General features: G+C 71.3%; 19 protein-coding genes. 3 read left to right on the forward strand and 16 right to left on the reverse strand.

What is annotated here, in order from left to right:
* The 3 genes from Pka01_RS34265 to Pka01_RS34275 all read right to left on the reverse strand — a co-directional run.
* On the reverse strand, positions 1-1,434 hold a 1,434-nt coding region (locus Pka01_RS34265), incomplete at its 3' end, for a P-type ATPase actuator domain-containing protein (protein ID WP_203887127.1).
* Positions 1,434-3,095: a potassium-transporting ATPase subunit KdpA gene (kdpA, locus tag Pka01_RS34270; protein ID WP_203887128.1), complete on the reverse strand. Its 1,662-nt coding sequence runs from the start codon at positions 3,093-3,095 to the stop codon at positions 1,434-1,436. The genes kdpA and Pka01_RS34265, both read right to left, overlap by 1 nt.
* Positions 3,096-3,185 carry a potassium-transporting ATPase subunit F gene (locus Pka01_RS34275; RefSeq protein ID WP_203887129.1) on the reverse strand — a complete coding sequence of 30 codons (90 nt, stop codon included), beginning with the start codon at positions 3,183-3,185 and terminating at the stop codon, positions 3,096-3,098.
* Between the two features lie 241 nt (positions 3,186-3,426).
* On the opposite strand from Pka01_RS34275, the gene Pka01_RS34280 reads away from it, so the two are divergent.
* Positions 3,427-5,994: a sensor histidine kinase gene (locus tag Pka01_RS34280; RefSeq protein ID WP_203887130.1), complete on the forward strand. Its 2,568-nt coding sequence runs from the start codon at positions 3,427-3,429 to the stop codon at positions 5,992-5,994.
* 31 nt (positions 5,995-6,025) lie between these two features.
* A complete protein-coding gene (locus Pka01_RS34285; RefSeq protein ID WP_203887131.1) occupies positions 6,026-6,457 on the forward strand; it encodes a hypothetical protein in 432 nt (143 codons plus the stop codon).
* Between the two features lie 34 nt (positions 6,458-6,491).
* Here the strand turns inward: Pka01_RS34285 and Pka01_RS34290 are convergent, their stop codons facing one another.
* The 4 genes from Pka01_RS34290 to Pka01_RS34305 form a co-directional block, all read right to left on the reverse strand.
* Positions 6,492-7,463 carry an NADP-dependent oxidoreductase gene (locus Pka01_RS34290; protein ID WP_203887132.1) on the reverse strand — a complete coding sequence of 324 codons (972 nt, stop codon included), beginning with the start codon at positions 7,461-7,463 and terminating at the stop codon, positions 6,492-6,494.
* Positions 7,464-7,472: 9 nt separating this feature from the next.
* Positions 7,473-8,396, reverse strand: a complete 924-nt coding sequence (locus Pka01_RS34295) for a Ppx/GppA phosphatase family protein (RefSeq protein ID WP_203887133.1) — start codon at positions 8,394-8,396, stop codon at positions 7,473-7,475.
* Positions 8,397-8,591: 195 nt separating this feature from the next.
* Positions 8,592-8,789, reverse strand: a complete 198-nt coding sequence (locus tag Pka01_RS41385) for a hypothetical protein (protein WP_203887134.1) — start codon at positions 8,787-8,789, stop codon at positions 8,592-8,594.
* A gap of 151 nt (positions 8,790-8,940) precedes the next feature.
* Positions 8,941-10,050, reverse strand: coding sequence for an FAD-dependent monooxygenase (locus Pka01_RS34305; protein ID WP_203887135.1), 1,110 nt, complete (start codon positions 10,048-10,050; stop codon positions 8,941-8,943).
* Positions 10,051-10,204: 154 nt separating this feature from the next.
* Here Pka01_RS34305 and Pka01_RS34310 point away from each other — a divergent pair, with 154 nt between their 5' ends.
* Positions 10,205-11,194 carry a GntR family transcriptional regulator gene (locus Pka01_RS34310; RefSeq protein ID WP_203887136.1) on the forward strand — a complete coding sequence of 330 codons (990 nt, stop codon included), beginning with the start codon at positions 10,205-10,207 and terminating at the stop codon, positions 11,192-11,194.
* Between the two features lie 15 nt (positions 11,195-11,209).
* Here the strand turns inward: Pka01_RS34310 and Pka01_RS34315 are convergent, their stop codons facing one another.
* From Pka01_RS34315 to Pka01_RS34355, 9 genes are all read right to left on the reverse strand, one after another.
* Positions 11,210-12,148, reverse strand: a complete 939-nt coding sequence (locus tag Pka01_RS34315; RefSeq protein ID WP_203887137.1) for a GlxA family transcriptional regulator — start codon at positions 12,146-12,148, stop codon at positions 11,210-11,212.
* Positions 12,149-12,155: 7 nt separating this feature from the next.
* Positions 12,156-12,737, reverse strand: a complete 582-nt coding sequence (locus Pka01_RS34320; protein ID WP_203887138.1) for a cysteine hydrolase family protein — start codon at positions 12,735-12,737, stop codon at positions 12,156-12,158.
* 190 nt (positions 12,738-12,927) lie between these two features.
* Entirely contained in the window at positions 12,928-15,018 is a 2,091-nt protein-coding gene (locus Pka01_RS34325) for a PhoX family protein (protein WP_203887139.1), read from the reverse strand.
* 149 nt (positions 15,019-15,167) lie between these two features.
* A complete protein-coding gene (locus Pka01_RS34330; protein WP_203887140.1) occupies positions 15,168-16,025 on the reverse strand; it encodes an RNA polymerase sigma-70 factor in 858 nt (285 codons plus the stop codon).
* A gap of 45 nt (positions 16,026-16,070) precedes the next feature.
* Entirely contained in the window at positions 16,071-17,015 is a 945-nt protein-coding gene (locus tag Pka01_RS34335; RefSeq protein ID WP_203887141.1) for an NAD-dependent epimerase/dehydratase family protein, read from the reverse strand.
* A 147-nt stretch (positions 17,016-17,162) separates the two neighbouring features.
* Positions 17,163-19,388 (reverse strand): hypothetical protein, encoded by a 2,226-nt coding sequence (locus tag Pka01_RS34340; RefSeq protein WP_203887142.1) that lies wholly within the window; start codon positions 19,386-19,388, stop codon positions 17,163-17,165.
* 55 nt (positions 19,389-19,443) lie between these two features.
* On the reverse strand, positions 19,444-21,432 hold the full coding sequence (locus Pka01_RS34345; protein ID WP_203887143.1) for a glycoside hydrolase family 31 protein: 1,989 nt from the start codon (positions 21,430-21,432) through the stop codon (positions 19,444-19,446).
* Positions 21,433-21,511: 79 nt separating this feature from the next.
* Positions 21,512-22,330, reverse strand: coding sequence for a carbohydrate ABC transporter permease (locus Pka01_RS34350; RefSeq protein WP_203887144.1), 819 nt, complete (start codon positions 22,328-22,330; stop codon positions 21,512-21,514).
* Positions 22,327-23,346 carry a carbohydrate ABC transporter permease gene (locus tag Pka01_RS34355; RefSeq protein ID WP_239115826.1) on the reverse strand — a complete coding sequence of 340 codons (1,020 nt, stop codon included), beginning with the start codon at positions 23,344-23,346 and terminating at the stop codon, positions 22,327-22,329. Before Pka01_RS34355 ends, Pka01_RS34350 begins: the two co-directional genes overlap by 4 nt.
* Positions 23,347-23,357 lie beyond the last annotated feature (11 nt).

Below are 23,357 nucleotides of genomic sequence, written 5' to 3' on the forward strand. Positions count from 1 at the left end.
CAAATGGACGACGCCGAGCACGTGCGCGGAGGTCGTGCCGCCCTGCCGTACGACCTCGCCGACCACGAGCGGCGTGCCGCCGGAGGCCGAGACGCCGTCCACGATGTGGCCCACCTCGCCGGTGGGGTGGCCGCCGTTGTCGCGGACCCACTTCATCACCGCGGTCGCCGCCCCCTTGCGCAACATCCGCGCCGGCGTCGTCCCTTCGCCGAAGTCGACGCCCGACATGCGGGTCTGGGCGGTAAACATGATCCACGACGCCTGGGAGAGCTCTCCGGGGGTGCGCTCACGCAGGCCGTACCGGGTCTTGGCGAACACCACGATCGACCGGCCCTCGGGCGTCTCGTCGGCGAGGCTGGACAACTGCGCCGCGTCGGCCAGTTCGAGCTCGGTCACACCGTCGACCGGCTGGAACACCGAGGCCTGCCGGTCGCCCAGGGTGATGGTGCCGGTCTTGTCCAGCAGGAGCGTGTTGACGTCGCCCGCCGCCTCGACGGCCCGGCCGCTCATCGCCAGCACGTTGCGCTGCACCAGCCGGTCCATTCCCGCGATGCCGATCGCGCTCAGCAACGCGCCGATCGTCGTCGGGATCAGGCACACCAGCAGCGCGACCATGACGATGCCGCTGACGCCGTCGGCGTTCAGGGTGAGGGAGTCCGGCACGCCCGGCTGAGTCGCCTTGGAGTAGACAGCGAGCGGTTGCAGCGTGGCGACCGCCATCACGAAGATGATCGTCAGCGAGGCGAGCAGGATGTTGAGGGCGATCTCGTTCGGCGTCTTCTGCCTTCTTGCGCCTTCGACGAGCGCGATCATCTTGTCGATGAAGCTCTCGCCGGGCCGTTGCGTGATCTTCACGACGATCCGGTCGGACAACACCTTCGTGCCGCCGGTGACCGCCGACCTGTCGCCGCCGGACTCCCTGATGACCGGGGCCGACTCACCGGTGATCGTCGACTCGTCGACGCTGGCGATGCCTTCGACGACGTCGCCGTCGCCGGGAATGATCTCACCCGCCTCGACGACGACGTGATCGTGCTGCCGGAGCCCGGACGCGGGCACCGGTTCCTCCTCCGCCTGCTCCCCGGGCTTCCAGCCGATCAGGCGGCGGGCCGTCGTGTCCCGCTTGGCCCGGCGCAGGGTCTCGGCCTGCGCCTTGCCGCGGCCTTCCGCGACGGCCTCGGCCAGGTTGGCGAAGATCGCGGTGAGCCAGAGCCAGACGACGACGAGCCAGGCGAACCAGCCGGGCCTGGCGATCGCGAGGACGGTGCTCCACACGGCGCAGACCTCGACGACGAACATGACCGGGTTGTGCCACATCGTGCGTGGATCGAGCTTCCTGAGCGCGTCCGGCAGCGACCTGACGAGCTGCTTCGGATCGAGCAGCCCGGCCTGGACGTGTCCGCCGGACGTGCGCCCACCTGTCGTCGCCGGCATCAGCGGATCCCTTCGGCCAGTGGTCCGAGGGCGAGCGCGGGAAGGAAGGTCAGCGCCACCAGGATCACCGCGACGCCGACCACCATCCCCACGAACTGCGGCCGGTAGGTCGGCAGGGTGCCCTCGGACACCGGTATCCGGCCCTGCCGGGCGAGCGACCCGGCCAGCGCGAGGACGAAGACCAGGGGGAGGAAACGCCCGAAGGCCATGGCCAGGCCGAGGGCCGTGTCGTAGAACGGGGTGCTCGCCGTGAGTCCGGCGAACGCGGACCCGTTGTTGTTCGACGCCGACGTGAAGGCGTAGAGCACCTCGGAGAGCCCGTGCGGGCCGGTGTTGAGCATCCCGTCGCGCCCCCAGCCGCCCGCCATCGCGACCGCCGTCCCGACGAGGACGCAGATCGGGGTGATGAGGAAGTACGCGGCCGCGAGCTTGATCTCCCGGCTGCCGATCTTCTTGCCGAGATACTCCGGCGTCCGCCCGACCATCAGCCCGGCCACGAAGACCGTGATCACCGCGAGGACGAGCATGCCGTACAGGCCCGAGCCCGTGCCGCCCGGGGCGACCTCGCCCAGCATCATGTTGAACATGCCGATCATGCCCCCGAGGCTCGTGTAGGAGTCGTGGGCGGAGTCCACGGCCCCGGTCGAGCTCAGCGTGGTCGCGCCGGCGAACACCGCGGAGTCGGACACCCCGAACCGGCTCTCCACGCCCTCCATGGACGAGCCGACCGCGGTCGGCACCGTGCCGTGGTGGCGGACCTGGAACGTCGTGATCAGCGCCAGGCTGATGATCGCCAGCGTCGCCATCACCGCGATGATCGCGTAGCCCTGCCTGTCGCTGCCGACCATCCGGCCGAACGTGCGGGGGAGGCAGACGCTGACGACGAGAAGCAGGAAGATCTCCAACCAGTTCGTCCACGGCGTCGGGTTCTCGAACGGATGGGCCGAGTTGGCGTTGTAGAAACCGCCGCCGTTGGTGCCCAGCAGTTTGATGGCCTCCTGACTGGCCACCGGTCCGCCCGTCATCACCTGCTCGGCACCGGCCAGGGTCGGGACGGCGTACGGGTGATGGAAGTTCTGCACGACTCCGCCGATGATCAGGATGAGCGCGCCGGCGAAGGCGAGGGGCAACAGGATCCGGAGGACGCCCCGGATCAGATCCACCCAGAAGTTGCCGACGTGCTCGGTCTTCTTGCGGGCGAATCCGCGGACCAGCGCCATCGCGACGGCCATCCCCACGGCGGCGGACGCGAAGTTCTGCACGGCGAGGCCGGCCATCTGGACCAGGTGCCCCATGGTGGACTCGCCGGAGTACGACTGCCAGTTGGTGTTCGTGGCGAAGCTGATCGCGGTGTTCCACGCCTGGTGCGGCACGACGGGCCCGAACCCGAGGCTCAGGGGGAGACGGTCCTGCAAGCGCTGGAAGGCGTACAGGAACACGACGGAGACCACGGAGAAGGCGAGCACACTGCGGGCGTACGCGCTCCACGTCTGCTCGGTGTCCGGTTTGATGCCGATCAGCCGGTAGGCGACATGCTCGATCCGCGACCGCCCGGTGCCCGTGTAGACGCGGTACATGTAGTCGCCCAACGGCCGGTAGGCCAGGGCCAGTGCGATCACCAGGGACCCGGTGAACAGGATCGCCGCCGCCGTGGCGCTCATCTAGAAGCGCTCCGGGAACAGCAGCGCCGCCACCAGGTAGACCACGACCGAGGCGGCCAGAACGAGTCCGACGAGGTTCTCAACGCTCAAGACCGCTCGACCGCCTTCGGATGGACAGGAAGAAGATCGCCGCGCCGGCTCCGGGACGTGGTCACTGTCTGTATCCCCACGTCACCGTGCGTCAAAGCCCGTTGCGGCGCCGACGGGGCCCCGGGGACGGTCGCGCGGGCGCGTGCGAGTTCTCCCCGCGTGGTAGACCGAAGATGAGGCGCTGATCGAGGCCGGGTCGGAGACGTGGAATTCGATCGAGGAGCGTGAAGGGGTGGACCGGATGACGCGCGGGCGCCTGCGGGTCTACCTGGGAGCGGCACCGGGTGTCGGCAAGACCTACGCGATGCTGTGCGAGGGCCGCCGAGGGCGGGAGCGCGGGCGGGACGTCGTCGTGGGGTTCGTCGAGACCCACGGCCGCAGCCGCACGGCCGCGCTGCTCGAAGGCATGGAGATCATCCCCAGGCGGACGCTGGCCTACCGAGGAGCGAGCTTCACCGAACTCGACGTCGACGCCGTCATCGCGCGCCGGCCGAAGATCGCCATCGTGGACGAGCTCGCGCACACGAACGTGCCGGGCTCGCGCAACGCCAAGCGCTGGCAGGACATCGACGACATCCTCGACGCCGGCATCGACGTGATCTCCACGGTCAACATCCAGCACCTGGAGTCGCTCAACGACGTCGTCCAGCAGATCACCGGCATCCCGCAGCGCGAGACCGTGCCCGACGAGGTGGTGCGGCGAGCCGATCAGATCGAACTGGTCGACATGTCGCCCGAGGCGCTGCGCCGCAGGATGGCGCACGGCAACGTCTACCCGCCGGAGAAGGTCGACGCCGCCCTGTCGAACTACTTCCGCGTCGGGAACCTGATCGCCCTGCGCGAGCTCGCACTGCTGTGGGTCGCGGGCAAGGTCGACGAACAACTCGACCGGTATCGGGCCGATCACGGCATCGCCGGGACCTGGGAGGCGCGTGAGCGCGTCGTGGTGGCACTGAGCGGCGGCCCCGAGGGCGACACGCTGATCCGGCGCGCGGCTCGCATCGCCGCCCGCAGCAAGGGCGCCGATCTGCTCGCCCTCCACGTCACCCGGGCCGAGGGCCTGACGGGGGGAGATCCCGCCGGCCCGGCCCACCGGCGCGCGCTCGTCGAGAGCCTGGGAGGGACCTACCACCAGGTCGTCGGGGACGACGTGCCCCGCGCGCTGCTCGACTTCGCCCGCGGTGTCAACGCCACGCAACTCGTGCTCGGCGCGTCCCGCAGAGGCCGGTTCGCCCAGTTGTTCGCCCGTGGCGTCGGGGTGACGACGACGGCCCTTTCCGGCTCGATCGACGTGCACATGGTCCCCCACGAGGAGATCAGCAAGGGCAGGGGCCGCCCGTCGAAATCCCGGGCGGCACTCACCCGCAGGCGGCGGCTGACCGGGTGGGTGCTGGCCGCCGCGGGCCTGCCCGCGCTCACCGCCGTGCTGCGGCCGTTGCGCGACAGCCTGTCGCTGCCCATCGACATCCTGCTGTTCCTCCTCGCGGTCGTCGCCGTCGCCCTGGTCGGCGGCATGTGGCCGGCCGTCGCGTCCGCCGTGGCCGGATTCCTGCTGCTCAACTACTTCTTCACGCCGCCAATCGACGAGTTCACCGTCGCCGATCCGCAGAACCTGGTCGCGCTGGCGATCTACGTGCTGGTCGCCGTCATGGTCAGCACCGTCGTCGACGTGGCGGCCCGCCGTACCCGTGAGGCCGCGCGGGCCGGCGCTGACGCCGAAGTGCTGTCCGCCCTCGCCGGGCACGTGCTCCGGGGAGAGTCGGCCCTGCCGTCCCTGCTCGCACGGCTTCGTGAGACGTTCGGCCTGACGTCGGTCGCCCTGCTCGAACGACGGCCGGGGGCCGGGCCCAATCCCGGGGACCTGTCCGACCCGGACGCCTGGCACGTCGCCGCGAGTTCCGGGACCGCGCCGAGCGCGTGCCCGGGTGAGGCGGACACAGCCGTCGCCATCGACGACGCCCACGTGCTCGCGGCGCACGGGCTGCTCGACGCCGCCGACCGCCGGGTGCTCGAGGCGTTCGCCGCGGAGGCCGTCGTCGCGCTCCGCCAGGAGCGGCTCGCCGAGGAGGCCGAGCAGGTCGGTCCCCTCGCCGAGGCCGACAAGATGCGTACGGCCCTGCTCGCCGCGGTCGGCCACGATCTTCGATCCCCGCTCGCGGCGGCCAGGGCGGCGGTGGAGAGCCTGGGTGCCACCGACGTCGCGTGGAGCGAGGAGGAACGCGGGGAGTTGCTGGCCACCGCCGAAGAGTCGCTGGCCAAGCTCGATCGGCTGGTGGTCGACCTGCTCGACATGAGCCGGCTGCAGGCCGGTGTCCTGGGGGTCTCCGTCCGGCCGGTCTCGCTGAGGGAGATCGTCCCCCGGGCGATCGATGATCTGGGGCCGCAGGCGGACCGGGCCGAGGGAGACGTCGCCGCCGGCCTGCCCGAAGTCGTGGCCGACCCGGCCCTGCTGGAACGGGCCCTGGGCAACCTCCTGTCCAACGCGGTCCGCTACACCCCGCATGAGGAGAAGGTGCTGGTCACCGCGAGCCGGTACGGCGACCACGTGGAGATCCGCGTCATCGACCGCGGCCCGGGCATCCCGCCGGAGGCGCATGAACGGGTCTTCCTGCCCTTCGAGCGTCTCGGCGACCGGGACGACCACGCCGGCGTCGGACTCGGCTTGGCGCTGTCACGCGGTCTGGTCGAGGCCATGGGCGGCACGCTGGCTCCGGACGAGACACCGGGCGGCGGCCTCACCATGATCCTCACGCTGCCCGTCTCCTCGCGGGCGACGTCCGCGGGGGGCCGGGCGACCGAGGTGGGCTAGAGCGCGGCCGACCGCCGTGTAACCTCACGCCGTGCCGGACTCTCCGCGTGTCGCACGGTTGAACGTCGGCCTCGTCCTGCGCGAGCTCGCCGAGGTGACGGGCGTCGTCCTGCTCGAGGACGGCATGTGCCGCGGGGGCCAGGTCGGCGCCGTCTACGTCCGCTGGCCCGACGCGCACCGGTCGGTGCTGACCTGGCAGGCGGCGAACGCCGCAGCAGACGTACGGCCGGCCGAGGAACTGCTCGCGACGGCCCGCGCCCACGGCGTCCCGGCTCCCCGCTACGAGCTGGTCGCGGAGCTGGGCCGCAGGGTCGACGAGATCCTTGCAGGGGCCGCGGCCGAGGAGGTGGTGCGGGCGTGCTGGGCGCACATGAGCCTGCGGATGGTGGACTGGTCGATCCGCCACCTGGACGCGGCCGACGTCACCGGGTGGGTGGACGCGGCCGAGGCGCTCCGGCCCTGACGGCGGCTCTCGGCCACCGGTCGCACGATCGCGATCAGCTGCCTGATCCGGCCGAGTCCTGGCCCGCGGCGGTGTCCACGGTGAGGACGATCTTGCCGGTGGTGCGGCCCGTCTCGCCGCGTTCGTGCGCCTTGGCGGCCTGTTCCAGCGGCAGCACAGTGTCGATCTCGGCGCGGAGCTCGCCCTCCTCCACCAGGGCCGCGATCGCCTTCAGGGCGGCGAGGTCGGGTTCGACGAGCATCGACTCGGCGCGGACGCCCAGCTCCTCGGCCTGGGCACGGAGCCCCGCGTCCGTGTTGGACAGGACGAGCGAGACGATGACGCCGCCTCGTCGCAGAGTGCGCAAAGAACGCGGCCCATGGTCGCCGCCCATGGTGTCGATCACCACGTCGACGTCCCCGACCACCTCGGCGAAGTCCACACTCCGGTAGTCGATCAGCTCGTCCGCCCCCAGGCCGCGCAGGAACGCGTGCTTCGCTGCGCTCGCGGTGCCGATGACATACGCGCCCCGGGCCTTGGCGATCTGCACGGCGAGATGGCCGACTCCACCGGCGGCGGCGTGGATGAGCACCCGCTGGCCGGCCGTCACCCCGGCCGTGTCCGTCAGGGCCTGCCATGCGGTCAACGCCGCGAGCGGGAGCGCCGCCGCGTGCACATGGTCGACGTTCCCGGGCTTGCGGGCGAAGGTGCGAGCCGGTGCGGCCACGTACTCGGCGAAGGCGCCGTGGCCGTACGGGTAGCGCAGCATGCCGAACACCTCGTCGCCCGGCTTGTACAGCGTCGTCCCGAGTCCGACGGACTCGACGACGCCGGACACGTCCCAGCCGAGCACGAACGGCGGCTTGCCCAGCAGCCCGCCCGTGGCGCGGTGCTTCCAGTCGGTCGGATTGAGCCCGGCGGCGTGCACGCGCACGAGCACCTCGGTCGGACCAGGCGACGGCCGCTCCACTTCCGTTTCCTTCAGGACCTCCGGGCCGCCCAGGGCGTCCTGGCTGATCGCGCGCATCGCACTCCCTCAGCGACGTGATGCGAGGCGCTCCAGCAGGAGCCCCTCCCGGGTGGACCAGGGGCAGATCTCCACGCTCGTGGCCTCGCAGACCTCCATGAGGGCCTCGGCGATCAGCGCTCCGGCGAGGGACTGCTCGGCGCGGTGGGCGCTGATGCCCGGCAGGTCTCCACGGTGGGCCGGGTCCATGTCGGCCAGCAGGTCGAGCGAGGCCCTCACCCCGCTCAACGACAGACTGCCGCGCGAGCAGGACGGCTCGCCCTGGGCCGCGGCGAGGCGGGCGAGCTGGATGAAGGTCTTCGAGCTCGCGAGGACGTGCCCGCCCGGCTCAGGGGTTGGCAGGCCGGGCTGCCGGCTCAGCTCCCGGCGCAGATGTTGCCGGACCTTCACCAGCCGGCGCGAGGAGGAGACGGCTCCGCCGGGCAGCCATCTGCGAGTGATCGTCCTGGCGCCCAGAGGCAGCGAATGCACGGTTCGGGGCTCGCGGGCGTCGCCGGAGGCGATCTCGACGGTGCCGCCACCGATGTCCAGCACCAGCATCGGGTCGGACGTGTGCCCCGTCCAATGGCGGGCCGCCACATAGGCCAGCCGCGCCTCCTCCCGGCCGGGCAGCACCCGCAGCCGCATGCCCGTGGCTCCGGCGATCCTGGCGATGACCTCGTCGCGGTTGGGCGCATCCCGGATGACGGAGGTGGCGAAGGCGAAGACGTGGGACTGCTCGGCCGAGGTGGCGTCCATCGTCTCGGCCACCGCCCGCTGCACGCTGCGGATCCCGTGCTCGTCCAGCTGCCCGTCCGGGGCGAGCATCCGGTGCAGGCTCAGCCGTACCTTGTGGGACAGCACCGTCTCCAGGCCGTCATGCCCGCGGGGCCGGCGGACCACGGTCAGCAGGGCACTGTGACAGCCGACGTCCAGAACAGCTGCCTGCCGCATCTTCGAATCACCTCTCCACGGGCCCACCCGTGGGGGGATGGATCGTCGCTCGGCGGTGCGTCGTCGGCCGGAGGCCGGTCACCGTTTTGTTCACGTCGTGCGAAGAACCGGGGGAACCCTAATCCCCAGGGTAGTCGCTTCATCGCGAGGCCGATCATCGCGCCGAGAGCTGCGCGGTGGTGATCAGGCGGTCCTTCACTTCACGCAGGGGTGGAACCGCCGCTCGCGGTGCGGTGTAGGCCGAACCGATGACGCTAATGTGACGCTCCCCGCGCCGGCGATGTGCGCCAGGAGGGTGGCGGCGAGGCCGACCGGCCCGGAGCCTTGCACGACGACGTTCTGCCCGTACCGGATGCCGCCCAGCCGGTCCAGGGCGTGCAGCACCGTGGGCATGGCACAACCGAACGCGATGAGGGCCTCGGCCGGTACGTCCGCCGGAATCTCCCCGGCCAGGCGACGTTCGGCGGTCTCCAGCCGGGCTTGATCCGCGTCGGAACCGGCGGCCAGGGCGCCCTGAACCAGCAGGCGGCACGGCGGGGTCGGTTCAGGCGTCCAGCGCGATCGCGTCTTTCGCCCGTTCGATCGACTCCTCCGAAGCGGGACCGCCCGGGTTCTCCGTGGCCAGCGCCTGGTTGAGCTCGGCGAACGGGCGCATGCGCCGCTCATATCCAGCCAGTGCCGAACGGTGGTCGCCGCGGGCCGCGGCCAGCTCGGCGGCCAGCACGTACGCTCCGACCAGCGCGAGGCTCGTGCCCTGGCCGGACATCGGTGAGGCGCAGTAGCCGGCGTCGCCGACCAGGGTCACCCGCCCGCGTGCCCACGAGTCCATCCGGATCTGGGCCATCGCGTCGAAGTAGAAGTCGGGCGCCTGCCACATGGCCTTGAGCAGTCGCGGGATCTCCCAGCGCATGCCGGCGAGCCGGTCGGCGACCAGCCGGCGCTGGGCGTCCAGGTCGCGGTGGTCGTAGTCCACCGGCTCGGACTCGAACCCGAGGTTGACGCGGAGTTCGGTGTTGTCCCTGGCGGGATAGATGCCGCCGCCGGCGTGGCCGTCGCGGATCCAGAGCTGCCAATCCTCGAGGTTCAGGAGGTTCTCCGTGGTGAACACCGACACATAGGTGCCCAGGTGGTGGATGAACTCGGCCTCGGGTCCGAAGGCCAGCCTCCGCACCGTCGAATGCAGGCCGTCGGCGCCGACCACGAGGTCGAAGGTGCGCGGACGGCCACGCTCGAACTCCACCTGCACGCCGTCCTCGTCATGTTCGATGCGGGCTATCGAGTCACCGAACACGTACTCGGTGCCGGCAGCCGTGCGCTCGTGCAACAACCGGGTGAGGTCCTCGCGGAGCACCTCGATGTCATCGCCGTCCAGCCGGCCGCTGCTCATCGCGTAGTCGGTGGAGCGCATGATCTCGTTGCCGTCGCCGTCCAGTACGGACATCCCGCGCATGCGGGTGCGCAGCCGCCGCAACGGGACCAGCAGGTCCATCCGGTCGGCCACTTCGAGCGCCACGCCGCGGACGTCGATCGCGTGACCCCCGATCCGCGGTGCGGGCGCCCGCTCGACCACGGTCGGCGCGAAGCCGTGACGGTTCAGCCAGTAGGCCAGCGCCGGACCGGCGACGCTTGCTCCAGAGATGAGCACGGTTTTCATCTGTTCTCCTCCTACGATGTACGCGGCTGTCTGAATGTACATCGTACGCAACCGACATACAACGCTTTGACCTGCATTGATGTACTAGTACAGGCTGCTCAATGGAGGGTCGGTGGTAGGTTCTGTACTAGCACAGAAGGAAGGGGGCGGGCCGATGAGCGGGACCGCCGAGCCGCCCTATCAGCGCATCGTCGCCGACATCCGCCGGCGGATCGAGGACGGCAGGCTGGCACCGGGAGACCGGGTGCCGTCGACACGTCAGATAGCCGGGGAGTGGGGCGTCGCCCTCGCCACGGCCACGAAGGCGCTGACCACCCTGCGCCAGGAGGGGCTCGTACAGGCCCGGCCCCGCGTCGGCACCGTGGTGGCCGAGCCGGGCGCCGGGACGGACTCCCTCGCCGCCCACGTTGAGCGGCGCCGCCGGTCACGCCCGGCGCAGGCGGCCGAACAGGAACTGACGCGCGAGCGCATCGTGCGCGCCGCGATCGAGATCGCCGACGCCGAAGGGCTGAACGCGCTGTCCATGCGCGGTGTGGCGGCGCGGCTGGGCGTGGCCACCATGTCGACCTATCGCCACGTCGCGGGCAAGGACGACCTCGTCGTCCTGATGGCCGACGCGGCGTTCGGCGATTACTCCTACGAGCAGCCGCGCCCGACCGGCTGGCGGGCCCGGATGGAGAGCACCGCGCGAGCCCTGTGGACGTTGTACCGCCGCCACCCCTGGCTCGCCCAGGTGGACACCCTGACCCGGCCGATGCCGCTCCCGAACCTGCTGGTCCACGGCGAGCAGATCCTCACCGCGCTGGAGGAGCAAGGCTTCGACCCGACGGCGACGCTGGACCTGCAGGTGCTGCTCTACAGCCATGTCCAGGGGCTGGCCGTCCACCTCGAACGGGAGGCCCAGGCCCAGGCGGCCACCGGGTTGTCGGAGGACGAGTGGATGGAACTCCATGGCCCCGCCATGGGCTCCATCGCCGCCAGCGGCCGCTACCCGGCCTTCGCCAGGCTCATGGGCGCCTTCGCCGAGGGCGGCTACGACCTCGACCTCGACCACATCTTCGAGCTCGGCCTGCGGACCCTGCTCGACGGCTTCGCCCGGCTCTTCGAGGAGAGGCGACAGCCGGGGGTCAGGCGTGGTCGGTGACGGGCGGGCAATCGCTCAGGCGGGGTCCTCGGCGGGCACGGGACGTATCCCGCTCGTGCGGGATCTGAGGCGCCGGAGCATCCGGGCGTCCTGGAACCCGACCGCGCGGGCCGCGGACTCCACGGTCGCGCCCCGGCCGATCAGGTGCTCCGCGCGCTCCACCCGCAGCGTCTGCTGGTAGCGCAGCGGGGTCATGCCGGTCGCCTCGCCGAAGACCCTGGTCAGGGTGCGGGGGCTGACACCGGACGCCGTGGCGAGGCCGTCCAGGGGGAGCGGCTCGGTGAAGCGGGAGTCGATCAGGTCCTGCACCCGGTGGACCACGTCACTGAGGTGCGAGCGGTGGCGCAGCGCGCCTGCCTGCCGTTCGTCGCCGTTGCGCCGGGTGTAGACCACCATCTCGCGGGCGACCCTCGCGGCGGTCCCCGGCCCGTGCCGTACCGCGATCAGGTGCAGGGCCAGGTCGATGCCGCTGGCGATGCCCGCCGAGGTGACCACCCGGTCGTCGACGACGAACAGCACGTTGCGCACGACGGTCGCCTTCGGATAGCGGCGGGCGAGTTCGTCCTGCAGGCCGTGGTGAGTGGTGCAGCGCCGTCCGTCGAGCAGCCCCGCCCGTCCGAGCGCGTCCGCGCCCGCGCAGACGCTGGCCACGGTGCCGCCCGCCGCGTGGTGCGCGGCGAGCCGGCTGGCGGACTCCCGGCTCAGTCGCGGGCTGTCGCGGAAAGTCGGCCCCCGCCAGCCGGGAACCACGACCAGATCACCCGGGTCCAGCTCGGGCCAGGCGGCCTCGGCCCGGATCGGGAGGCCCTGGGCGGTGGGGACGTCCTCCTGCTCGCCCACGTAGCTCAGCTCGTAGCCGCAGCCGAAGTCGGCGGCCGTGGAGAACACCTGGGCCGGACCGGCGAGGTCGAGCAGGTGCAGCCGGGGGAGGAGCAGGAAGACGACTCTGGTCACGATCTGGTCAGCCTACCAACTCCGCCGCGCTCGTCACGGCGGCGAAGCGGCCGGCCAGGGCGTACTCCGTCCTGGCGATGATCTCGGCCACCTGCAGGGTGCGGGGGTCGGCGAGGATCTCCTCGAGCTCCCGGTCCTCCGGCACGTCACGGTGCGGAATCGGGAAGGTCGCGGTCGCGTCGGTGACGAACGTGACGTCGAAGCCGAGGTCCGCGGCCAGGCGGGTGGTCGTCTCGCAGCACTGCTCGGTCCGGATCCCGCAGACGACCAGGTCCCTGATGCCCCGCGCGGTGAGGATCTGCTGGAGGTTGGTGGTGGTGAACGCGTTGTGCGAGGTCTTGGTGAGCACCGGCTCGTCCTCCTCCGGCTTCAGCCCGTCCATCAACCGGACGTGACCCGAGCGGGGGTCGAAGGGCGTGCCGGTGCCCGGCTCGGAGTGCAGGACCCACACGACGAGGTCGCCGCGCTCCCTGGCCCAGGTCACCAGGAGGTTCACCTGGTCAACGATGCCGGGGTTGGACACCGCCCGCCAGTTGGGGCGCTGCCGGAAGGACTCCTGGACGTCGATGACGACGAGTGCACGTTTCATGCCGCCAAGCCTGTCGCCGGACAGGGGGCCGGCATAAGACAGGATCGGGGCCCGATGCGGAACGATCCGGTCAGCGGCGAAGGACCTGCGGCCGGCCACCGCCACGGCAAGGCCGCGCCTCTTGCCCATCGGACGAGGAAGGACCGTGGCCTGGACGGGCCACGGTCCTCGTCGGAAACGCCGGCGGGGCTCAGGAGCCGATCTTCTTGCCCTGCTTGTGCCAGGCCACCGCGACGGACGGCCGAGGCTGGGAGGCGCCGCCGTCCGGCCAGTGGCTGGACGGGTTGTCCGGGGTCGCGCCGGTGATCTCACCCGGATGCTGTACGGCGACGAACACGCTCAGCTGGTCGCCGGTGATGAGCGGGCCGCAGGTCTCGGCGCCGAAGGGAACGGTCAGGAACTGGCGGACGCGGCCGCGCTCCGGACCGGACACGGGCATCGCGAACAGGCCGTCGTTCTTCTTGAGCGCGTTGCCGTCCGTCGAGATCCACAGGTTCCCGGCGGCGTCGAAGGTGACGTTGTCCGGGCAGGAGATGGGGGAGACCTTGCTCTTGTCGTAGCCCGCGAAGTACGTCGAGGGGTCGGCGGGGTCGCCGCAGACGAGCGGGAGCGACCAGCCGAAGGACGTCGCGCCCGCGTCGTTCTTCCGCTCCACGATCTCCAGGATGTGGCCGTGCATGTTGGCGCTCCGCGGGTTGGCCTCGTCGGCCTGGGCCGCGGTGCGGTTGGAGTTGTTGGTCAGCGCGACGTAGACGGCGCCGTTGACCGGGTTGCGCTCGATGTCCTCGGGACGGTCCATCTTGGTCGCCCCGACCGTGTCCGCGGCCACGCGGGTGTAGACGAGGACCTCTTCGGCCGTCATGCCGGTGACGTAGGACTTCTTGCCGCTGACCAGCGGGATCCAGGTGCCCGAGCCGTCGAAGGCCCCGTCCTTCGGCAGCGTGCCCGAGCCGTCGATCTCGGCCGCCGGGCTGTCGCCGGTGAACTTGGCCACGTACAGCGTGCCCTCGTCCAGCAGGTCCCGGTTGTGGCGGTCGTAGCCCTGGATGTAGCGGTCCTTGGAGACGAACTTGTAGATGTACTCGAACCGGCCGTCGTCTCCCATGTACACGGCCACGCGGCCGTCCTTGGTGAGCGTGGTGGTGGCCGCCTCGTGCGCGAACCGGCCCAGGGCCGTGCGCTTGACCGGCGTGGAGTCGGGGTCGAACGGGTCGACCTCCACGATCCAGCCGAACCGGTTGATCTCCTGGGGGTGTTTGGCGAGGTCGAACCGCTCCTCGACCCGGTCGAAGCGGCGGTTGCCGCTGGGGATGGCGGTGGTGGTGCTGATGCCGTACCTGGTCAGGTAGGTCTTCTGCGCCTCGGGCACGCCGTTGCCGCCGACGAAGTACTGGTTCCAGTTCTCCTCGCCGGTGAGGACCGTCTGCCACGGCGTCGTGCCGCCCGCGCAGTTGTTGAGCGTGCCGTACACCGTGGTGCCGCGCTTGTCCGCGGCGGTCCGCAGCAGTGCCGAGCCGGCGGCGGGGCCGGAGAAGGCCATCCTGGTCTGCGCGGTGATGCGGCGGTTGTAGCGGCGCGAGCCCTTGGTCACGAGCTTCCACTGGCCGGTGCGGCCGACCCGCTCGACCTCCACGATGGAGCCGCCGTGTGCGGCGAGCCCGATCCTGATCTGCTCAAGGGGGGCGGTGTCGCCGCTGGTCCACCCGCGGAACATGAGGTTCTCGTCGGTGTACTCGTGGTTGACCCACAGCAGGCCGCGGTCGCGTCCCAGCGGGAAGAAGGTCACGAAGTCGCAGTTGTAGCCGAACTGCTTGGCCTGGGCCGCCGCCGTCTGGTGGTCGAAATCGAACGCGGGCGCGCCGGGGACGACCGGGTCGCCCCAGCGGACCACGACCGAAGAGACGTAGCCTGCGGCCACGGTCAGGGCGTCCGCGGAGTTCGGTGCGACGGACGTGAATCCGAGGCCGCTCTGATGGCCGTTGCCGTGCCCGTGACCGGAGCTCGAGCCGCGACCGCCGTCGGCCGCGGCGGGAACGGCAGCGCCGGCGACCCCGGCAACCCCGACGGTCGCGACGAGCGTGCCGAGGGCTCCCGCCCTGAGCGCGCCGCGACGGGAGAACGTGCCGGAGAGAATGTCGCCGAAATAGGGATTGTCACTGGTATTGGAAACTTCGTGCGCACACGCGTCGCCGCAGCGGAAGCGGCAGGTCATGGCGTCGCGTCCGCCCGTGCGTGGAGCGGATAACAGCGGGAGCAGCCTTCGGGGAGAAGGGTTCGCCACAGGGCCCTCCAAGATCGGAGACGATTGCCCTTACCGTACGACTGCCGATCTGAATTCGAGATGAATTGAGATTGCCCGTTGGGTGAATCGATTCCAGTGGCGGCCCAGAAAATGCCCTATTAATGCATTTGCCCGAGATGCGAATAAATTCAGCCAGTGAGGTGAGAGAGCTTGTCGGGATTGAGGACGGCGTAGATGGCGTGGATGCGGCCGCCGCGGACGTCGACCGTCACGAGCTGCCGCTGACCCCCGACCACGGTCCAGATGGCCGGCTCGCCGTTGGCCTCGACGGAGCGGGTCTCCTCGACGGGATAACGGGACAGCAGCCCGGCGACGAACGCGACCACCTTGGCGCGGCCGATGATCGGGCGCAGCGCGGCGCGGACCTTGCCGCCGCCGTCGTTGTAGGCGACGACGTCCTCGGCCAGCAGGTCGGTCAGCGTGGCCAGGTCGCCGCTCTGGGCGGCGGCCAGGAACCGGCCGAGCAACTCCTCGTGGTCGGCGGCCGACGGGTGGAACCTCTCCCGGTCGCCGGCCAGCCGTCCGGCCGCGCGGTGGTGCCACTGCCTGCAGGTCGCGGCCGAACTGCCGACGATCTCCGCGATGTCGTCGTACGGCAGGTCGAACGCCTCCCGGAGCACGAACACCGCCCGCTCGGGCGGGGACAGCCGCTCCATCAGGTGCAGGGTCGCGTACGACAGGGTGTCGCGCAGTTCCGCCGTGTCGAGCGGGCCGAACGCCTGACCGTCGACGGGTTCGGGCAGCCACGGGCCGGTGTAGGTCTCACGGGTGGCCCGCGCCGACCGCAGCTGGTCGAGCGCGAGCCGCGACACGATCGTCACCAGGAAGGACCGCGGCTCGCGGATCTCGGACAGGTCCGTCCGTATCCAGCGCACGAACGCGTCCTGGACCACGTCCTCGGCGTCCCACATGCTGCCCAGCAGCCGGTAGGCCAGGCCGAGAAGCAGCTGCCGGTACTCGTCGAACACCTCCGCGTGCGACCCCATGTCGTTCCCCTTCCACTCGGTCTCGTCCGTGCCGTCGGACTATGATCACAGTGACCTGGCCGTCTCGGCGGACAGGTCGGCGGCGAACCCCTCGAGAACCGACGCGTACCGCGGCCGCCAGTCCAGGCTCAGGCGGGCACGGGCGTTGTCGGCGCCCCGCAGTTCGTTCATGAAGGCCACCCCCCAGCGTCCGACCGCCAACCTGGCCAGCGCGGCGGGCGCCTTCCCCGGCGCCCGGCCACCAAGGATGCCGCTGAACGCGGGCAGCCACTCGTGCAGGGGGACGGGATGGTCGTCCACCACGTTCAGCACGCCGGTGACGCCGTCCTTGTCGAGCGCCGCGGCGACCGCGGCCGCCACGTCGTCGGCGTGGGTGAAGGAGAACACCGCGTTGCCACCACCGACCAGCGGGACCTTCCCGGCGCGCGCCTGCCGCGTGAACGACCCCTCCGCGGAGTAGATCGACCCGGGACCGTACAGGTGCCCCAGGCGGAGGACCAGGCCGCCGGCCTGTGTGGTGAGCCTCTCCAGCTCGACCAGGGCGTCCAGCACCGGGGCGAACTGTCTGGGCGTGCCCGTCCGCCACAGGGGGGCGTCCTCGTCGGCCGGACCCTCGCCCGGCTGGTAGGCGTAGGCCAGGCCCTGGCTGATGATCCGGGCCTCGCCGGCCGCGTCGATCAGGTTGCGCGTGCCCTCGGTGCGCAGCCGGTTGGTCAGCGCGAAATCCCGCGAAAGTCGCTTCGGATCGATCGTGGCGGGGATCGCCGTGAGCATGTTCACCACCGCGTCGGGCGCCGCCTCGCGGACGGCCCGGCGCAGCGCCTCCCGGTCGAGGGCGTCCGCGATGACCACCTCCGTGCCCGTCGCGACCGGCGCCCGGCCGGCGCCTCCCGGCCGGACCAATCCGATCACGTCGTGCCCGACCGCGGTCAGCAGCGGCACCATCCTGTTGCCGATCACCCCGGTGGCTCCGGCTACGAGAACTCTCATGATCACTCCGTGTCTGCCGTCCCGGCCGCCGGCCGGGAGAACGTCCGTTACGGCGACAAGACGGGCGACCGGGCTCTCGTGTGACAACGCCGGATGTGATCCGGGTCTCAGTGCGCGGAGCACGGCCCGCGCACTGAGACCCGGGAGTCAGCGGGTGACGTCCACGCTGTCGAGTGCGGCGTTGTCGCCGGAACTGGCGGCGTTGCGTACGCCGGTCAGCCGCACCCGCAGGGTGTGGGCCCCCGAGGGGAGGATCGGGCTGGTCCAGACGACGCCGGACGCGTCGCGGGTCGGGCTGTAGTCGTCGACGGTGGTCTCCGGGCCGCCGTCGACGGACAGCGCGATGATCTGCTGGTCGCGGTCGCGTACGGCACGCAGGGCGACCCGGGTGCCGGTGAAGCGGAACGTCGCCGTCGCGCCGGCCGTGTAGCTCCAGTTGGCCGTCCCGGCGTACATGTCGGGCACGCCGGTGGTCAGGCCCCAGTTCGGGCCGTACTGGAACTGCAGGTCACCGCTTCCGGTGGTGTTGCCGTCGACCGTGACCACCGTCGGGGGCGGTGCGGCCTGCCGGGAGACGTCGGCGCGGTCGAGGGCGATGTTGACGCCGCCGCTCTGCGAGTTCCGCTGGCCCGTGTTGACGATCGTCAGCGTGTGCGAGCCCGAGGACAGGACCGCGCTGGTCCAGACGACGCCGGACGCGTCGCGGGACGGGCTGTAGTCGTCGACGGTCTGCGCCGCGTCGCCGTCGACGGACACGGTCATCCTGCCCTGGTCGACGTCGCGTACGGCACGCAGCGCCACCTGGGTGCCGGTGAAGCGGAACGTGGCGGTGGCTCCGGCGGTGTGGCTCCAGTTGGCCGTCCCGGCGTACATGTCGGGCACGCCGGTGGTCAGTCCCCAGTTCGGGCCGTACTGGAACTGCAGGTCGCCGCTTCCGGTGGTGTTCCCGTCGACCGTGACGGTGCCGGCGCCCGGCGTGCCGCCGCCCGGGGTCAGCGTGATGGTGTAGGCGTCGGTGCCGGAGGCATGGGTGACCGGGACGGCGACGGCGTCACCGGTGACGGCGACGTCGCCCTCGGACACGACGAAGGGCGCGGACAGCGGGCTCTGATGGGGGATCCGCTCCACCTTCACCCGCACGGTGCCGTTGACGACCAGCCATGGAGCGGAGGACAGGCCGCTGACGGCGACGGTCGTGGTGCCGGTCTGCCCCGCCTGGTTGCCGAGCAGCGCGATGACGCGGCCCTGCCCCTGGTCGGCGGCGGCCGCGACGGCGACTCCGTTCGCGTTCGTGGTCGCGACCAGGTTGCCGGTCATCTGGGCGTACGCCTGGTAGACCCACCACTGGCCGGTGGGCCGCTGGTCGGAGGTCAGGACCGAGTCGAGGGTGCCGGCGACGCAGCAGTCCGACCAGATCGCGTGGGCGGCGGCCGAGATGTCCGACTGAGCCAGCCGGCCCAGGTACCAGGCCAGGTAGCCGGGGTTCTGCTGCTGGGAGAACAGGTACTCGTCCATGGTCAGCGGCATCGCCGGGATGCCGTTCGCGGACAACAGGCTCCTGGCGTCGGCCGCGTCGGCGACGGGATCACCGCTGAAGTGCCAGTTCAGCACGTTCGGGAGCGTCCCGTCCGCCTTGGTGCGGGCCAGGAAGTCGTTGATCCAGGTGCGGTTGTAGCCGCCGAAGGACGGGCCGACGACGACGGCCGCGGGATCCAGCCGGCGGATCTCGTTCACCGCCGTGTCCCACATCTGGAAGTACTGCGCGCTGTTGACGCCGCGCGGCCAGAAACTCGTGCCCTCAGGCTCGTTCCAGATGTCGTACCGCACCGGGACGCCGGACGCGCGTACGTCGGCGACGAGCCGGCCGATGAACGTCCGCCAGTTGGCGCAGTCGCCGTTGTCGCACGGGTACACGGTGCTCGCGGGCTGTTCGGTGTCCGCGCCCCAGACGTCGGAGACCAGTAGGTGGTAGGCGGCGCCGTACGGTGCGGCCGTCACCCGCCTGGCCTGGTCGAGCGCCGAGGTCAGGCGGACCTGGTAACCAGGTCCTGCGGTGTAGCCGTCGCCGATCCAGCCGTGCCCGGCGATGCGGGCTCCGCCGCCGCGGAAGAGGGTCGGCCGCAGCGGCTGGAGGAGGCCGTCGGCAGGCCCGGACCCGTTCTGGCTGAGTCCGTACAGGAAACCGGCTCCGGCGCGGGTGGGAACCCTGCCGCGCCGGGACAGGTCGACGGTGACCGTGGCGTCCGCCGCGTTCGCGGGCGCCGCCGGCAGCGGAGTCAGGGCCACCACGGCGGCGATGGCGAGCACCGGCGCCGCCGACCGGCGGACGAGGCGGATGAGGCGGGCGAAGCGGAGGCGGGTGTGGGGGGTCATCACTCCTCCTGGATAGGGGGTGGAGGCGCCCGGCCGGGAGGACGGGCGCCTCGGGCTAGGGGTGGACGGGAAGCCGGGCGTCGTCCCGGCTGAACAGGGGGATCCGGTCGAGGGGGGCGTCGACCGTGATCCGGGTGCCGCCCGCATGGACCGCACCGGTGTCCGTGTGCGTCCAGGAGGCGCCTGCGGGGAGGTACACCTCGCGGCTGCGGGCGCCGAGCTCGGTGACCGGAGCGACCAGCAGGTCGCGGCCGAACATGAACTCGTCGTCGACGGCCCAGGCGGCCTCGTCGCCGGGGAACTCCAGCAGCAGCGGGCGCATCAGGGGCAGCCCGGTGCGCTCGCCGTCGCGCAACTGGTCGTGGAGGTACGGCCGCAGCCGCTCGCGCAGAGCCATGACGCCGGTGATTGCCCGCAGCGCCTCGTCGCCGAAGGACCAGACCTCGTTCGGCCCGCCGGACACCCCGACGAAGCTGCGGCCGACGCGCGGCTCGCGGTGGCCGTGCAGGCGGAACAGCGGGCAGAAGGCGCCGAACTGGAACCACCGGACGATCAACTCGCGGTATTCCGGGTCGTCGGGGTCGCCGCCGTGGAAGCCGCCGATGTCGGTCGTCCACCACGGCAGGCCGCTCATCGCCACGTTCAGCCCGGCCCTGATGGAGGACGCGAGGGCGTCGAACGTGGCCGGGATGTCCCCCGACCACAGCGCCACGCCGTAACGTTGCGAGCCCGCCCAGGCCGAACGGGCCAGTGAGAGCACCTCGGTCTCGCCCAGCGCCTGCATGTGCTCGTGGACGCCGCGGGCGTGCTCCCGCGGATAGAGGTTGGCCACCTCGGCGCCCGGCCCGGCGGCGAAGCTGAGGTTGTGCGCGTGTCCCGGCCGCGTCTCAGGCTCGCACGCGTCGAGCCACCAGATGCGGATCCCGGCCTTGTAGTAGTGCTCGTAAAGCTGGTCCCACAGCCAGTCCCTGGCCCGCTCGTCGGTCGCGTCGTAGAACGCGACGGCGATGTCGGAGTCCGACTCTCCGTCGGGCCACTCGGCGTGTACGGCGGCGCCGCTTTCCGTGGCGATCAGCAGTCCCGCCTCCCGCATCGGGCCGTAGTTGCCCGACAGCGGGCTCACCGACGGCCACACGGAAACCGCCGGTTCGACCCCGAGGGCCCGCAGCTCGTCCACCATCGCGTGCGGGTCGGGCCACGCGTCGTGGTCGAAGTCCCAGTCGCCGATGTGGCGCCAGTGCAGGTAGTCGACGACGATGACGGACAGCGGCAGGCCGCGGCGGGCGTACTCGCGGGCGACGCCCAGCAGTTCCTCCTGGCTCTCGTAGCGCAGCTTGCTCTGCCAGAACCCCGACGCCCAGGACGGCAGGCGTGGGGCGTGACCGGTGGCGTCGGCGTAGTGGGCGAGCATCTCGGCCGGCGTGCCCGTGGTGAGCCAGTAGTCGAGCTGCCGGGCCTGGTCGGACACCCAGCGCGTGCCGTTGGCGGCGAACTCCACCCGCCCCACCGCCGGGCTGTTCCACAGCAGGCCGTAGCCGCGGCTGGACACGGCGAACGGGACCGTCACCTCGCCGTTGCGCTGCCGCAGCTCCAGCACCATGCCCTTCTGGTCGAAGCGGCCGTGCCCGTGCTGCCCCAGGCCGTAGATCCTCTCGTCGTCGTAGGCGGCGAACCGCTGCTCGATCCGATGGCTGCCACCGCCCGCCGCCTCGAAGTGGCGCGGCCCCGGCCACCAGAAGTGGGCCGGCTCCTCACGCAGCAGTTCGGCCCCGGTGCCGGACCGGGAGGCGGTCAGCAGGCCGTCGGCGGTGACGGTGACGGTCAGCGCGCCGTTGCTCAGCGTGGCCAGGTCCGCGCCGATCTCTACGCGTGCGCCGTCCGATGAGGGCGGTTCCGCGTCGAGCGCGCCGGGCAGGCCGTCGAGGATGTGATGGACGCCGGCGCGCACCCGCACGCTGTCGCGGCCCCACGGCTGGATGGCGAGCACCTCGTGCCCGCGCCGCCAGATGAGCTGGTGCGCGGACTCGGTGAACGGACGAGGCAAGGGTTCTCCTGTCACGGATGATCAAACAGATGATCAAAGGGTTCGTGGGCGGGGGAGGGGCTCGGGAGGGTCCACGGCGTCAGTCCTTCACGCTGCCGGCGGTGACACCGGCGGCGACGTAGCGCTGTGCCACCACCAGCAGCACCGCGACCGGCACCGACGCCATGACGCCGGTGGCCATCACGCTGTTCCAGTCGCTCATGTGCGCGCCGATGAAGCGGTAGATGCCGACGGTGATCGGCGCCCGCTCGTCGCGTGAGGTGAGGGTCACGCCGAACAGGAAGTCCGCCCAGGCGAACAGGAACGAGAACAGGCCCGCCGTGATCACGGCGTTGCGGCTCACCGGCAGGATGATCGATACGAGCGTGCGCAGCCGGGTCGCGCCGTCGATCGCCGCCGCCTCCCGCACCTCGGCGGGCACCGTGCGCATGAACGCGTGCAGGATCAGGACGGCGAACGGCACCGACAACGTCGAGTCGGCCAGAACCAGCGCGAGTGGCGAGTTGATCAGATGCAGCGCGTCCGCGGCGACGTAGAGGCCGTTGGCCATCACGATGCCGGGGATCATCTGCGCGATCAGCAGGGCGAACACCAGGAGCCTGCCCCCGGCCGCGCGGAGCTGGGCGAGCCCGTACGCGGCCGGCACGGCGATCAGCAGCGTCGCCGCCACCGTGCCCAGCGACACGTACAGGCTGGTGAGCAGGTGGCCGCCCTGGCTGGACAGGGCGTTGCGGTACCCCTCGAACGTGGCGTGGACCGGCAGCCAGGCGGGCTCGCTGCCGACCAGTTCGGTGGAGGGGAGCAGGGACGCGTTCACCATCCAGTACAGCGGGAACAGCATGACCGCGAGGATCAGCAGCCCCGCCGCCGTCGTGGCGTACCGGCGGACGGCGGTCATGCGGCGGCCCGCCCTTCACCGTCGCGGGTGGCCCTGAGGTAGACGAACGCGAAGACCACGGCGACGACGATGAGCAGGTTGCCCACGACGGCTCCGTGACCGAACGTCAGCCGCTGGAACGACAGGTCGTAGGCGAAGGTGGTCAGGGTCTGCGAGGAGTCCGCCGGGCCGCCCTGGGTGAGCACCATGATCACGTCGAAGACCTTCAGGGTGTAGATGAGCCCGAGGGTGAGCACCACCGCGGTGACCGGGCGGAGCAGGGGAAGGGTGATGTGCCGGAACCGCCGCCACGCGCCTGCGCCGTCCAGCGCGGCGGCCTCGTACAGGTGGGCGGGGATGCCCTGCAGGCCGCCGTAGAGGATCACCATGTTGAACGGGACGCCGACCCAGATGTTGACCAGCGTCACCGACAGCAGGCTCACGCTCGTGCTGGCCAGCCACGGGATCGGCCGGTCGATGAGATGAACCTGCATCAGCGCCTGGTTGAGCACGCCGGAATCGGTCTCCATGATCCATCGCCAGGCCGTGCCGGACACGACCAGCGGCAGCAGCCACGGCACGAGCAGCAGCGAACGGAGCAGTCCGCCAAGGGGGAACCGGCGCTGGAAGAACACCGCCAGCGCCAGGCCGGCGCCGAACTGGAAGAGCAGCGAACCCACCGTGAAGAGCACGGTGTTCGCCACGGTCGCGGCGAACGCCGGGTCCTGCCAGACGGCCTCGTAGTTCCGCCAGCCGACGAACGGCGCCCGCCCGGTGAAGAACGAGGTCACCGTGTAGTCCTGGAAGCTCATCCGCACGTTGGCCGCCAGCGGATAAACGTAGAAGGCGGCGACGTACAGCCAGGCCGGCGCGATGAAGCCGAAGGCGGCCCAGCCCGTGCCGCCGCGGCTCCTGCGGGCGCCCGCGCTGCGCCCCCCGTGTCGTCCCACGTGCAGTCCGGCGCGTCGTCCCACGCGTCGTCCCACGCGGACGGCCCCGGCCGGCGCGGCCGCGCCGGGGATGGTCTCGGCCATCATCACAGCGGTCC

It is taken from the genome of Planotetraspora kaengkrachanensis (assembly GCF_016862895.1).
GTDB classification, from domain to species: domain Bacteria; phylum Actinomycetota; class Actinomycetes; order Streptosporangiales; family Streptosporangiaceae; genus Planotetraspora; species Planotetraspora kaengkrachanensis.

What these genes read in the sequence shown, in the direction of transcription:
- Pka01_RS34320 (WP_203887138.1), bottom strand. Translation starts at nt 12,737, where the DNA reads ATGAAACGTGCACTCGTCGTCATCGACGTCCAGGAGTCCTTCCGGCAG.
- Pka01_RS34355 (WP_239115826.1), bottom strand. Translation starts at nt 23,346, where the DNA reads ATGATGGCCGAGACCATCCCCGGCGCGGCCGCGCCGGCCGGGGCCGTC.
- Pka01_RS34280 (WP_203887130.1), top strand. Translation starts at nt 3,427, where the DNA reads ATGACGCGCGGGCGCCTGCGGGTCTACCTGGGAGCGGCACCGGGTGTC.
- Pka01_RS34330 (WP_203887140.1), bottom strand. Translation starts at nt 16,025, where the DNA reads ATGGGGTCGCACGCGGAGGTGTTCGACGAGTACCGGCAGCTGCTTCTC.
- Pka01_RS34290 (WP_203887132.1), bottom strand. Translation starts at nt 7,463, where the DNA reads ATGCGCGCGATCAGCCAGGACGCCCTGGGCGGCCCGGAGGTCCTGAAG.
- kdpA (WP_203887128.1), bottom strand. Translation starts at nt 3,095, where the DNA reads ATGAGCGCCACGGCGGCGGCGATCCTGTTCACCGGGTCCCTGGTGATC.
- Pka01_RS34340 (WP_203887142.1), bottom strand. Translation starts at nt 19,388, where the DNA reads ATGACCCCCCACACCCGCCTCCGCTTCGCCCGCCTCATCCGCCTCGTC.
- Pka01_RS34295 (WP_203887133.1), bottom strand. Translation starts at nt 8,396, where the DNA reads ATGCGGCAGGCAGCTGTTCTGGACGTCGGCTGTCACAGTGCCCTGCTG.
- Pka01_RS34310 (WP_203887136.1), top strand. Translation starts at nt 10,205, where the DNA reads ATGAGCGGGACCGCCGAGCCGCCCTATCAGCGCATCGTCGCCGACATC.
- Pka01_RS34350 (WP_203887144.1), bottom strand. Translation starts at nt 22,330, where the DNA reads ATGACCGCCGTCCGCCGGTACGCCACGACGGCGGCGGGGCTGCTGATC.
- Pka01_RS34305 (WP_203887135.1), bottom strand. Translation starts at nt 10,050, where the DNA reads ATGAAAACCGTGCTCATCTCTGGAGCAAGCGTCGCCGGTCCGGCGCTG.
- Pka01_RS41385 (WP_203887134.1), bottom strand. Translation starts at nt 8,789, where the DNA reads ATGCCCACGGTGCTGCACGCCCTGGACCGGCTGGGCGGCATCCGGTAC.
- Pka01_RS34335 (WP_203887141.1), bottom strand. Translation starts at nt 17,015, where the DNA reads ATGAGAGTTCTCGTAGCCGGAGCCACCGGGGTGATCGGCAACAGGATG.